14 protein-coding genes are annotated in these 12609 nt (G+C 39.5%); 4 read left to right on the top strand and 10 right to left on the bottom strand.

Annotated elements, in window-relative coordinates:
- Positions 1 to 22: 22 nt before the first annotated feature.
- From lpoB to H5092_RS07130, 3 genes are read right to left on the bottom strand one after another with little or no spacing between them, the layout of a single operon-like run.
- Positions 23 to 643 (bottom strand): penicillin-binding protein activator LpoB, encoded by a 621-nt coding sequence (gene lpoB / locus H5092_RS07140; protein ID WP_002959677.1) that lies wholly within the window; start codon positions 641 to 643, stop codon positions 23 to 25.
- 11 nt (positions 644 to 654) lie between these two features.
- Positions 655 to 1080, bottom strand: coding sequence for a YcfL family protein (locus H5092_RS07135; protein WP_002959678.1), 426 nt, complete (start codon positions 1078 to 1080; stop codon positions 655 to 657).
- 8 nt (positions 1081 to 1088) lie between these two features.
- Positions 1089 to 2453 (bottom strand): COG3014 family protein, encoded by a 1365-nt coding sequence (locus tag H5092_RS07130; RefSeq protein ID WP_024595111.1) that lies wholly within the window; start codon positions 2451 to 2453, stop codon positions 1089 to 1091.
- 224 nt (positions 2454 to 2677) lie between these two features.
- On the opposite strand from H5092_RS07130, the gene H5092_RS07125 reads away from it, so the two are divergent.
- The 4 genes from H5092_RS07125 (at position 2678) to H5092_RS07110 (ending at position 5718) form a co-directional block, all read left to right on the top strand.
- Positions 2678 to 3136 (top strand): hypothetical protein, encoded by a 459-nt coding sequence (locus tag H5092_RS07125; RefSeq protein ID WP_024595110.1) that lies wholly within the window; start codon positions 2678 to 2680, stop codon positions 3134 to 3136.
- 70 nt (positions 3137 to 3206) lie between these two features.
- Positions 3207 to 4037: a DUF692 domain-containing protein gene (locus tag H5092_RS07120; RefSeq protein WP_154903261.1), complete on the top strand. Its 831-nt coding sequence runs from the start codon at positions 3207 to 3209 to the stop codon at positions 4035 to 4037.
- The gene (locus tag H5092_RS07115; RefSeq protein ID WP_182733207.1) at positions 4034 to 4807 is read left to right on the top strand and encodes a DNA-binding domain-containing protein; all 774 of its coding nucleotides are present in this window, start codon (positions 4034 to 4036) and stop codon (positions 4805 to 4807) included. The genes H5092_RS07120 and H5092_RS07115 overlap by 4 nt, the downstream gene beginning before the upstream one ends.
- A gap of 41 nt (positions 4808 to 4848) precedes the next feature.
- Positions 4849 to 5718: a DMT family transporter gene (locus H5092_RS07110; RefSeq protein ID WP_024595107.1), complete on the top strand. Its 870-nt coding sequence runs from the start codon at positions 4849 to 4851 to the stop codon at positions 5716 to 5718.
- A gap of 6 nt (positions 5719 to 5724) precedes the next feature.
- On the opposite strand, the gene H5092_RS07105 is transcribed toward H5092_RS07110, so the two are convergent.
- The 7 genes from H5092_RS07105 to H5092_RS07075 all read right to left on the bottom strand — a co-directional run bounded on the left by H5092_RS07105 (position 5725) and on the right by H5092_RS07075 (position 12392).
- A complete protein-coding gene (locus H5092_RS07105) occupies positions 5725 to 6423 on the bottom strand; it encodes a M15 family metallopeptidase (RefSeq protein ID WP_182733206.1) in 699 nt (232 codons plus the stop codon).
- Positions 6423 to 7553, bottom strand: coding sequence for a succinyl-diaminopimelate desuccinylase (gene dapE / locus H5092_RS07100; protein ID WP_154903259.1), 1131 nt, complete (start codon positions 7551 to 7553; stop codon positions 6423 to 6425). The genes H5092_RS07105 and dapE overlap by 1 nt, the downstream gene beginning before the upstream one ends.
- Positions 7550 to 7897 carry an ArsC family reductase gene (locus H5092_RS07095; protein ID WP_024594546.1) on the bottom strand — a complete coding sequence of 116 codons (348 nt, stop codon included), beginning with the start codon at positions 7895 to 7897 and terminating at the stop codon, positions 7550 to 7552. The genes dapE and H5092_RS07095 overlap by 4 nt, the downstream gene beginning before the upstream one ends.
- 4 nt (positions 7898 to 7901) lie before the next feature.
- Positions 7902 to 8399, bottom strand: a complete 498-nt coding sequence (locus H5092_RS07090) for a PTS glucose transporter subunit IIA (RefSeq protein ID WP_002959694.1) — start codon at positions 8397 to 8399, stop codon at positions 7902 to 7904.
- A gap of 3 nt (positions 8400 to 8402) precedes the next feature.
- Entirely contained in the window at positions 8403 to 8789 is a 387-nt protein-coding gene (locus tag H5092_RS07085) for an ACT domain-containing protein (RefSeq protein WP_002959696.1), read from the bottom strand.
- A 227-nt stretch (positions 8790 to 9016) separates the two neighbouring features.
- Positions 9017 to 11176 carry a phosphate acetyltransferase gene (gene pta / locus H5092_RS07080; RefSeq protein WP_002959697.1) on the bottom strand — a complete coding sequence of 720 codons (2160 nt, stop codon included), beginning with the start codon at positions 11174 to 11176 and terminating at the stop codon, positions 9017 to 9019.
- A gap of 1 nt (position 11177) precedes the next feature.
- A complete protein-coding gene (locus tag H5092_RS07075) occupies positions 11178 to 12392 on the bottom strand; it encodes an acetate kinase (protein ID WP_182733205.1) in 1215 nt (404 codons plus the stop codon).
- Between the last annotated feature and the right edge of the window lie 217 nt (positions 12393 to 12609).

Here is a 12609-nt window from a genome sequence, read left to right as displayed (position 1 = left end):
TTAGCCCGTAAAGGCTTAGTAACTACCAACCAAATGTCGATTTTTCTTTAGTTTTACGAATTTCAGTTTCGTCAGCCCATTCTACAAGGCCGCTTTCCATATCCATTAAGCGCATTGTAAATTTGTAATAAACATCTGATTTATCAGCGTTTGATTTAACTATGCTCGATAAATTTCCGTATAACATATATTGCGCGCCAATTTGTTTACCAAATGCAACGGCTGTTGCAGGGTTAACAAGGGCATCTTCGTTTTGAAACGTTAATTGCTCACGTACTGATTCAACACGCGTCATATCTACAAAACGGAATTTACCACTGCGTAGCATTTGCGTTGAGATTGAATCGGTGATTGATTCAGTATCAATGTGCTCACTAGTTTTGTTTTTAATACGCTCAACAAATACTACAGGGCGTTTATTAGCGGTCATTGTGCCAACAACGGGTGAGCTGAGTAATGAATCGGTCATTTGGCTCGCTACTTTTTGTAAATCGGTAGAGCCAAAATTAATATCGGTTGTTTCTACTGCTTGTGCATCGCCATAACTTACTACGGCTTTATTAGCACAGCCACTTAATACTAAAGCGCTCAAGCCAACTAAAGCGTAAGTTGATACTGTTTTAAATTTGTTACTGATGATCATGGTTGTTTCCTTTAATCTTTAAATTCTTGTGATTCGGTAGACACTTCTCTTACTGCTAAAGAAAAGGTAACCGCATCAGAGCTCGGTGCTAAGCCCGGTAATTGTGTTTTTGCAAAACCAAATAAGGTGAGTGCTTGCCAAGGTGAATGGTTGCCTTTAATTACAAAGCCGTCTTTATCAAACCAATTAAACTGATACTGTAAATATTGTGATTTTTTATACTGGCTCGAAAGTGTCACTACTACATCGGTTAACTGGTTGGTTTGACGTGTTTTCACATCAGTAATGGCCAGCTTTTTACCAAGCTCTGGGTTATCTACACGTAATTGCTCATTAAACTGGTTTTTATTTTGTTCAACAGAAATACCCGATGTAACCGGTTGGCTGGAACATGCACTGAGCATTAAGGCTGCTAATAATGGCGCTATGTATTTCATGATGGCTCCTAAAGTTGAACTACGTGGTAATTAAAGTAGTTATTAATAGAGGTTAAGTAAATTAACGTTAACCCTTGCTTACTAATGGTAAAATTTATGGGTGCTTGTGTGCCTATATGCACAGAATGCTCACCTGTATTTAGGCTTTGCCTTGCGACACTTATTTGATTTGGAAGTGTAAGCCAGCTGCGTGTATCAGCTTGCTCAGACGCCAAATTATAAATATTAGCAAGTATGTTACCTACATCACCGGCACTGCGAGCAAGTTCTGCCCGTACTTTCTCTTTGGCTACTAATCTGAGTACTTGGCGAGCGACTTTTGCAGGTATTTGATCTTCTAGAGTTTTAGCTGCAAGTGCCTCAATGTGTACCAGTGGGCTAAGCGCCAAGCTTTGTGCATCTATATTTATATTGTTAAGGCGGCGCACATAGGCATTATCTTTATATACCGGCATCGCCAAGCTGTAAAAGCGTGCATCGCCACGTGATGAATAAATTGGCAAGCGCAGTTTAAATTCATCTTGTTTTGGTACTAATCCTTGTTCAAATAAAACAATTACTTCGCCTTGTGATGAAGAAATAGTGGGCGTATCGCCAAAGCGTTTTTTAAATTCATTTAGATCTTGGTCAAACCCTTGTTTTTTAGCAAGGCGCATCACATCTTGCTGTAAATAAATATTGTTAGGTTGTATAGCCAATGCTTTTTTATAATCGATATAGGCGTCGTCGTATTGTTTAGCACTTTGGTAAAGCAAAGCAGATAAGTAAAATGTGTAGGCATTTTGAAAGCCATTTTTTATGTTTCTGGTTACATTGCTCATGCTTGGGTAGTGTTGCTGAGCTTCTTTAACGGTTGAGTCTACTTCTGCTTCATTCTCGCTAAGCGCATCAACTTGTACTTTATTAGCTCGGCGAATTTCGACCAATGCGCCTTCAACATCATTTTTATACACGTAGTTAAGCGCTTTATAACTATGAAGCATGCTCATTTCGTAAGCGGGTGGCACATAAGTTATTGCTGAGTCGTTGGTAAATAAAGCGTTACTTTGTTCAAGGCCCGCACTAACTTGTATTTTGGCGGCTTCACGCTTTTTTTGCATTTGCGTATACACGTTCTCAAATTTACTTTGTGCATCATCTGGTGTATTTGCTAAGTCGTTTAAACGAGCTTGCTCAAGTTGGTTGAGTAAGTAGCTGCTGTGCAGGGTGCTATTATTAGCAATAAGGGATTGCGCTTCTTCGATGTTGTTTTTCTCGATCGCATTTCTTATTGGTGTCATTTGTGTGGCATAGTCATTAAATAGGTCATTAAAACCCATTGTGCTACACCCACTTAAAATAAAACAAAAGCTTAAAATTATACTGCGGCGCACTGAGCACTCCTCTTAATTTACCTGTATACCTTAACATACTATTTTTAGCTAAATGTGTGAAATATTGTAAAAAATCGTAGAGTAAAACTGCCTGCTAATAAAGAAATATAAAGTGACATTAGTGAACAAAGTGTGAATTTTTTTGGTTTATTATCACTCCACTGAAATAGTATTTTCGCTTTAGCGGTCTTGCTAAGAGTTATATCACTTAGAGGAATTAAAAAATGAAAAAGTTTACAGGTGCAGCAATGGCTGTAATGGTAGCAGGTTTAGTTGGTTGTAATGCAACAGAGGCAGAAACGGCAACATCAAGTGCAGTTGCTAGTAATGGCGCAACAACTGATTTAGTTCATTGTTATGATGCGAATGTATGTGGTGGCCATAACGATTGTAAAACAGCTGAGAATGCATGTGCAGGTCAAGCGTCATGTAAAGGGACTGGTTTTGTAGCAATGCCTGCAAAATCATGTGCTGACGTTGGCGGTACAGTAAAAGATAAATGGGTTGGCAGTGTAGCTAAAGCAGATTTAGTACATTGTAACGATGTAAATGTGTGTGGCGGTCATAACGATTGTAAGACTGCTAATAATGCTTGTGCTGGACATGCATCATGTAAAGGCACCGGTTTTGTATCAATGCCTGCAAAAGCATGTGGTGATATTGGTGGTTCTGTAGGTAGCTAATACCAATTTATCGAACGCATAAAATAAGCTTGAACGATGTGTTTATTATTCAGGCTTATTAAGGAAGTTTATGACAAATCGTTTTTTAGGTTTTGGTTTAGGGCTAAGAGCCCCGCATTTTGAGCAAATTATTGCAGATAAACCAGCTGTAGATTGGTTTGAAATTATTTCAGAAAACTATTTTGTAGCCGGTGGAAAACCTTGGCATTATTTAAATAAAATAAGAGCAGATTATCCGATTGTTATGCATGGGGTATCAATGTCGATTGGTAGTATTGACCCTATTGATAAGGACTACTTAAATCAGTTAAAAAACACAATTGCGAGGGTTGAGCCGCATTGGGTGTCTGATCATTTATGTTTTACCCAAGTGGGCGGTATTAATAGCCACGATTTACTACCAATGCCTTACACCTCAGAGGCGCTTGATCATTTAGCAAATAAAATTTCGCAAGTTCAGGACTACCTAGGGCGCGAAATGATTTTTGAAAATGTATCGAGCTATTTAACCTATAACGATTCACAAATGAGTGAGTGGGAATTCTTAGCGCAATTACATAAGCAAACAGGCTGTAAGTTTTTAATGGATGTAAATAATGTTTATGTAAGTGCGCGTAATCACGACTTTAATGCAATGGATTATTTATCAGCTATTCCGAGTACAGCTATTGCACAAATTCACTTAGCAGGACATCAAGACTTTGGTACGCATATTATAGATACGCACGATGAAGATGTTCCCGATGCGGTATGGGACTTATATGCTCAGTATGCAAAAACATTAAATCCGGTAAGTACCATGATTGAACGCGATGATAATATTGGCTCCCTTGATGATTTAATTACTGAGCTTGAGCATGCCAAAGCGCTAGTGAAACCGTTTTGGGATATAAGGTCATGAGTGGTTTAGCAAAGCTGCAACAACAGTTTATGGATTTACTGCAAGGAGAAAGTTCGGATATTAGCGAGCAAATTGCGCAGCAAGGGCAGTTAAATACACAACAGCGACTCTCTATTTATCAAAGCGCTTATAAAATTCGCTTAAGAGCCGTGATTGAGCAAGATCACGAACAGTTGGGCATTTACTTAGGTGATGATTTATTTGAGATGATGGTTGATGGTTATTTAGCTTTATATCCTTCAACTCATACGTCACTACGAATTTTTGCAGAGAAGCTACCAGATTATTTAGCCGCTAATACTCCTTTTAGTGATTACCCCATACTTGCAGATATAGCAAAATTTGAACGACTATTACTAAGTACTTTTGATGCAAGCGATAAAACATTACTTAATGTATCAGAGCTTGAAAGTATTGAACCTCAGCAATGGCCAACTTTACTATTAAAATTACATCCAAGTGTTCAGTTAGTTGTGTTTTATACGTTGGCGGTTGAAAGTTGGCAGGCAATAAAACAAAAGCAAACACCGCCAGAGCCAAGAGTCTCAGAACCTCGCTTTTGGGTTGTAGCACGTGATGCTCAAAGGCGTACACAATATTTAAGCGTTGATGCACAAGAATATCGCTTACTGAGTTTATTAAAACAAAACACACCCTTTGCACAGTTATGTCAATCCTGTTTAAATGAACTCCCAGGCGAGAAAATCGCTGGGTTTTTAATTACTAAAATTAATCAATGGCTTGAACGTGGTTGGTTAATTAGCGAGTGAGTTAAAACAATATAGTTATTTTTCGTTGCGAAGGAATTTTTTTGAAAGCCACCATATACACATTAATTGCTTTAATTGCGTTTGCCGCAAATTCTCTTTTTTGCAGAATGGCCTTAGCAGAAGGTTATATAGATGCTTGGAACTTTACTGTTATTCGCTTACTTAGCGGGGCTGCATGTTTGGGCATTATAATGGCTATTTATACCCATAATTTAAAACGTAAAGGCACATTCAATCCCGCTATTTTAAGTGACAGAGGAAGCTGGCGAAGCAGTATTAGCCTGCTTGTTTACGCGCTTTGTTTTTCGATTGCCTACGTAGAGCTAGATACCGGTACCGGTGCACTAATTTTATTTTCTGCTGTGCAACTTACTATGATTGGCTGGGGTATTTATCAAAAAGAGCAATTAAGCGTACTCCAGTGGTGTGCATTTATAGTGGCGTTATCTGGTTTTGTATATTTAATGCTGCCATCTGCAGCGGTGCCTTCATTATTAGGTGCATCACTTATGGCACTCAGTGGTGTGGCATGGGGTATTTACAGTATTCGCGGTAAAGTGTGCGTATCGCCACTGCGTACTACTGGGTTTAACTTTATAAGAAGCTTAGTTGCTATCCCTGTTTTATTACTTGTAGGTATGAGTTATTTAAAAAATATGAGTATTGAAGGGGTATTACTTGCGTGTGCCTCGGGGGCAATAGCGTCTGGAGTTGGTTATAGTGTTTGGTATGTAGCAATGCCACTACTTAAAAGTACCCAAGCTGCGGTTGTGCAACTTTGTGTGCCGGTACTTGCTGCCATTGCTGGTGTTATGTTTTTATCAGAGCAGGTAACAATTGAGTTTATAGTAGCAAGCTCGTTAATATTAGGGGCCGTGCTGGTGTTTATTTTAAATAAAAAGAAGGCTTAATATAACCTAACCTTCTTTTAGGTGTGGGCTTACGTTTGTTACAAAGCGTTTATAAATAGCAGGTAAGTTATCAAGTATTGCCCGCTTACCCTGTAGTTCACTGTTTTTTATGCATTCAAAAAGTACTTGCTCGCTAAGTTTATTCACTAATAATTGTGATTGCTTAATATGGCTTATATGCCAAAGCTCAGGTGCTACGCCACCTAAATCATGCTGGTAAGGGCGATAAAAACCAAATTTAACTAAGTTAGTATCAAGCCAATTACTTAAAGGTGCAAACGGCCCACCTTGCAGGTATTCATCAGGTGTTAGCTGTAGCTTATAATCATCACTGACCGCAGCTTTATCAAACACATCTAAGTCAGTCCCTAAATGGTGTCTGCTTGCGCCAGGTAGTGCAGAGTAGAGCATTATTGCTATGCATTTATCTACATCATTTAATTTAGTTAAATTTACAACCTTTTGTTGTTTATTATAAACAGGTCGAATACCTAAAAACTTATTATTCCAAATAATTGACTGGCGTTCAAAGTCGCGAAAACTTGAGGCAATAGTAAGATCAAATCCCGCTTTTTGAGCTGCACTTTGCAGCGCTAAAAAGTCGCTAATAATAGCGCTGTGCAAGCGATGATTTTGTATGTCAGTTAAATGTGTATCACTTTGCCCTGTGATACACATTATCGATGTTGGTTTAGTTACATCCATTATGCTAAAAGTTGCTCTAGTATTTGCTCGTAAATGTCGGTAAGGGCTATTAAATCATCGGTACTTACGCATTCATCTACTTTATGAATAGTTTCGTTACGTGGGCCAAGTTCAATTACTTTAGCACCTGTTTGTGCAATAAAGCGACCATCTGATGTACCGCCGGTAGTTTCTAGGTTTGTGGTTAAACCGGTTACTGATTTAATCGCTTTTACTGTGGCATCAACAAGTGGGCCGTGCTCGGTAATAAAAGGTAAGCCATTTACTATCCAGCTTAATTCATAATTTAAGTTATGCTTTTGTAGTATGTCATTTACACGTTGTTGTAATTGCTCATGTGTTACTTGCGTGCTAAATCTAAAGTTAAACTGTACTTCTAGCTCACCCGGGATCACGTTGCCTGCACCTGTGCCGCCATTAATATTTGAAATTTGAAAGCTGGTAGCAGGGAAGTATTCATTTCCGTTATCCCACACCGTTTGGCTAAGCTCAGTAAGGGCAGGGGTTGCTAGGTGAATTGGGTTTTGTGCTAAATGTGGATAGGCGACATGCCCTTGTACACCCTTAACGGTTAAAAAAGCGGTAAGTGAACCTCTGCGGCCATTTTTAACAACATCACCTAATACATCTCGTGATGAAGGCTCGCCTACTAGGCACATATCAATTTTTTCACCGCGCGCCTCTAGCGTATCAATTACACGGGTAGTCCCGTTTATAAACGGGCCTTCTTCGTCGGAGGTTATTAAAAAAGAAATTGAGCCTTTATGATCTGGATGTTTAGTAACAAAACGCTCGGTTGCAACAAGCATTGCAGCTAACGAGCCTTTCATATCGGCAGCGCCGCGCCCATGTAATAAACCGTCTTTTATTAATCCTGAAAACGGCGGGTGTTGCCAATTTTTCTCTGGGCCTGTTGGCACAACATCAGTGTGGCCTGCAAAACAAAAATGCGGTGATTGTGTGCCTTTTCGAGCCCATGTATTTAATGTGTCGGTAAAAAATAATGACTCAATATTAAAACCAACCGCAGCAAGGCGATCGTTCATCATCTGTTGGCAGCCAGCATCCTCGGGCGTTACTGACTCACGTTGTATTAGTGCTTGAGCGAGTGCAATTACATCATCTTTCATGATTTAAATATCTCATCGTATTGGGCTGCTTTAAAACCTAAGTGGTAACTGCCATTGTTAATAAGTACTGGGCGTTTGATCATGGCAGGTTGTTCAACTAACAATGGGATAGCACTTTCTTTAGTCAAACTCTGTTTTTGCTCATCAGTTAGTGCGCGATAAGTTGTGCCACGTTTATTAACAAGCTGTTCCCAATCGAGTTTATCTGCAAAATCACTTACCATTTGCTCATCTACGCCATCTTTGCGGTAATCATGAAACGTAAATTCGATGTTGTTGTCGGCTAAGTATTTTTTTGCTTTTTTTATCGTGTCGCAATTGCTAATACCGTATAGAGTGATCATAAATCTAGTTCTTCTTAATAATAGTTAATAAGGTATCTACATCCGCATTTACATGCGAATGTGAGTAATGAAATGTGCCGAGATTATGGCCGTTAAGTAAGATTAAACTGGCCAGCATAGGCGTTTCTAGTTCGCGTAAATCAAAATAAGCGAGGCGCTGGCCTTTACTTATTTCACTACCATTTAATTGTGCAATATGAGTATGTGTAATTGATTGCGAACCGGTAATAGTTAAGTTGATTAAAACTTTTAAACCATTTTTAGCCTGTAAAATAAACTCAGTACCTGCGTTTTTTACTTGTAATAACGTGCCATCAAACGGCGCTAAAATTTTGTGGCTACTGAGCTTTACAGTAATACCAGGACCGAGAATACCAAACCTAAAAATAGGTTCGGGGTGTTCTTGAAGCGGTATTACTTTACCTGTAAATGGGCTTGTAATAAGGATGGCACTACGAGGCGTTTTATTGAGTGCTAGATATTCAATTGTTTGTGCTTTCATATGCTATTGCGCCACCACGTTGTAACCATCTTTTTTTAAGGCGTTAAGTGCTAGTGAGGCCGTTTGCTTTTTTACTAAAATATAATCGGTATCGTAGGTTGAGATTGAAAAAATAGAAATTTTAGCGCGTGCTAATACACCCGATATATTAGCCATTATTCCGGTCAGCGAAAAACCAAGTGGGCCAACCACCTCAAGTGCTTGCCAATCAGATTCGGTATCTAAACTCTCTATTTCAAAGCTACTAGGGCAAACAATAGATAGTTCATCCTGGGTTTTAGATATAAAAAATAAAGGAAGCTTGAGTAGCGCCGCAGGTATATCGGCGTCAACATCTAAACTGTGAATAGATAAAACCGTGCTGTGTAATTGTAATGTTTGTTTTGACATTAAACGCCTGCGATACAGCATTATTGATAGCTTTATAGTATAGATTATTGCCTTCAAGTTAAAGGTGTAAGCGTGACTAAAATGAGCATTTGGAAGTGGGTTTTAATAGAGATTAAAAACTTACCCACAATTTCTGTGGATAAGTATGGGGGTTGCAGGGTATAAATAGCCTAACTAGTTAATTATTAAATAAATAATAGCTAGGCTATAAAAAGCACACGTTGTGTTTAATGTGCTATTAGCGCTTCTGCTTGGGCTGCCTGAATTGCAGTTAAGGCGATTGTATACACAATATCATCGACCAATGCACCACGGCTCAAGTCGTTTACGGGTTTGCGCATACCTTGAAGCATAGGGCCGATACTTATTAAGTCGGCACTGCGTTGTACTGCTTTATATGTTGTATTACCTGTATTTAAATCTGGGAATATAAATACAGTCGCTTTACCAGCTACAGGGCTGTTAGGTGCTTTTTTAAGTGCTACATTTTCCATTATAGCGGCATCGTATTGTAGTGGGCCGTCGATAATTAAATCAGGACGTTTTTGTTTTGCTATTTTTGTGGCTTCACGTACCTTTTCAACATCGGCACCCGTACCTGATGTACCTGTGCTATAGCTTATCATTGCTACACGTGGCTCTATGCCAAATGCAGCTGCAGAGTCGGCAGATTGAATCGCTATATCAGCAAGTTGTTCAGCATTAGGGTCGGGGTTAATTGCACAGTCACCGTAAACTAACACTTGGTCAGGTAGCAGCATAAAAAATACGGAAGATACCAGCGATGATCCTGGCGCTGTTTTAATTAACTGCAGGGGCGGGCGAATTGTATTGGCAGTGGTATTAACCGCGCCCGATACTAAACCATCCACTTTACCTTGCTCAAGCATCATTGTGCCAAGTACGACGTTATCTTGTAGTTGCTCTTGTGCTACAACGGCAGTTAGGCCTTTGCTTTTACGAATTTCGACCATAGGCGCAATATAATCATTTATAATACTTTTTGGCTCGATGATACTTACATGTTCGTTTAGCTCAATACCTTGCTGCTGTGCAATACGCATTATTTCTTCGCGATCGCCAAGCAATATAGTTTTAGCAATGCCACGTTGACCACAAATAGCAGCCGCTTTAATTGTACGAGGTTCATTCCCTTCTGGTAATACTACGGTTTTATCTGCTTTACGTGCTTTATCGGTTAATAAATAACGAAATGCAGGTGGTGATAACTTACGCGTTTTGCCTACACTTTGAGCTAGAGTATCGAGCCAGCTTGAATTGATATGCTCTGCATTGTGATCTTTTACTTTTTCAATGCGTTGGTCATCATCATTTGGTACTTCCATATTAAAGTTATGCAGTAATAGTGATGTGCGCCATGTGTCGGCATCGGTTGCGAGTATTGGTAAACCGGTTTGCATGGCTTGTTCACACAAAGCCATAATACGTGGCTCTGGCTCAAAGCCACCGGTGAGTAATATAGCGCCAAGTTTAGTGCCGTTCATAGCAGATAAACACGCAGCAACAAGTATGTCAGAGCGATCGCCCGGTGTTACTAATAAAGCACCTGGCGTAAAATAATTTAAAATATTAGAAACCGTACGAGCACAAAAAGTAATACGACGCAGGCGACGATGAAGCATATCGCCTTCGTTAATTATTGTTGCTTTTAAATACGCGCTTAAGTCTTTTACGCGTGGCGCTACTAAGTCAAAATCCCACGGGATTGCGCCAAGCAACATAAACGGATTTTTTTTAAAAATAGGTAAAGACGCTAAACGATTTAACTCGTTTTCAAGCTCTTCGGGTTTGTAAGCGTCGACTAAATCGGCGCGTGCACGGCCTTCTTCATCAAGTGGCGCATTTACTTTATTAAAAATACAGCCCAGTACACGAGGATGATCGATTCCACCGTAATTACCTGCTGCAATTTCTAGGCGGTCTTCTATTTGAGTAATGGTGTAATTACCAGGGGTAAGTACAAATACAATTTCAGCGCCGAGTGTTTGCGCAATTTCGCGGTTTACACGCCCAGCATAAGGTTGGCGACGAGTAGGCACCATACCTTCAATAATAGCTACTTCATCGTCGTTTATTTTACTTTCAAAGCGTTCAACAATTTCCTCTAGTAGATCATCACCTTTACCGTCGCCAATCATTTGCTCAGCATAATCAAGAGCAAAAGGGGTGGGTGGGTTAATAGGTGAACCTTGAGTGACTATTTGTGTTGATTTTTCAGGACCTGTTTCGCCTGAACGAGGCTGAGCGATGGGTTTAAAAAAGTTAACTTTAACTGTTTTTTGCTCAAGAGCGCGAACTAAACCAACGGATACCGACGTTAAACCCACACCGGTAGACACAGGAATTAACATAATACGACGTGCCATATTAAAGCTCCTTTACGATGTTAGCGGCATCAAGTGCAATAACCCACTCTTCGTTGGTCGGCATTACTACCACTTTGGGTGAAGTATTGGCTGAACTAATAATACCTTGATTACCAAAACGTGCATCAAGATTGCTCTTCTGGTCACAACTGAACCCTAAAAAAGCTAATTGATTAATGACATTTTCACGTATGATATCGGAGTTTTCGCCAATGCCGCCAGTAAATATAAGTGCATCTAAACGTTGTAATGGTACCATGTAGGCTGCAATTTGTTTGGCTAGTCGGTAGCAAAAAATATCCAGCGCTAAACGTGCTTGTTTATGTCCGGCAACAGCGGCTTCTTCAATCGTTCGACAATCGTTAGAGAGTTCGCTAATACCTAGTAGGCCGCTTTCTTGGTTTAATAAATTATCTATTTGCTGAGCGTTGTAACTAAGCTGTGTAGTTAAAAAATTAAATAAACCGGGGTCAATATCTCCACTGCGAGTACCCATAACAATACCAGCCAATGGTGTTAAACCCATACTGGTATCAACACTTTTACCATTTTTTATTGCAGTAACAGAGCAGCCATTACCTAAATGAGCACTAATGAAATTACTCTTTTCTACAGGCTGATTTAATAATTTAGCAGTTTGTCCTGCTACATAGTAATGACTTGTGCCGTGCATACCATAGCGTCTTACACCGTAGCCTGTATAAAGCTTATAGGGTAGGGCGTAAAGGTAGGCAACTTCATCCATAGTTTGATGAAATGCTGTGTCAAATACTGCTACTTGGGGTAAACCTATAAATGAAGCTTGTGCAGATGAAATACCTAACAAGTTCGCATGACCATGTAGCGGCGCTAAAGAAGACGCTTTAGTAATACCGTTAATTACGTATTCATCAATTAAGACTGACTTTGTGAAATGCTCTCCGCCATGAACAACACGGTGCCCAACAGCAATAAGGTGCTCATCAAGGTTATGATCCTTTATTAAGCTTACAAGCGTATTTATAGCCTCAGCATGTGCTTGATTAGCCGCTAAGTCGATAACCGTCTTAGTTCCATTAAATTTGTATTTAATGGAGGGGGCTTTGGCGCCCAAGCGTTCAGCAAGGCCTGATATAATTTCGTGACCGTCGTTTGCATCAATAATGGCAAACTTTAAACTAGAGCTACCACAGTTTAAAACTAAAACATGTTGGGATTCAGGGGAGGTTGTTGGCATAGATTCAATTTCCATAAACAAATTTAGTAAGTGAACGTTAATACGTGATAGTTACACTTACGGTATTAAATAAAGCTAAAACAATTAAATGTTCAACTGCAAAGTGGTTAACTCAATGTTAAATATTTTACCTTATTTATGATGTTTAAGTTAGGATTGTTCGCCATTAAAGGGGAAATTTAAGCTCTTTTACTGAGAAAGTGTAACTCCCTCATTT

The organism is Pseudoalteromonas sp. SR41-7 (assembly GCF_014163935.1).
Classification (GTDB): Bacteria; Pseudomonadota; Gammaproteobacteria; order Enterobacterales; family Alteromonadaceae; genus Pseudoalteromonas; species Pseudoalteromonas distincta.
Note: the sequence above shows the minus strand (reverse complement) of the source record. Positions and strands in the feature narration are given on the sequence as shown.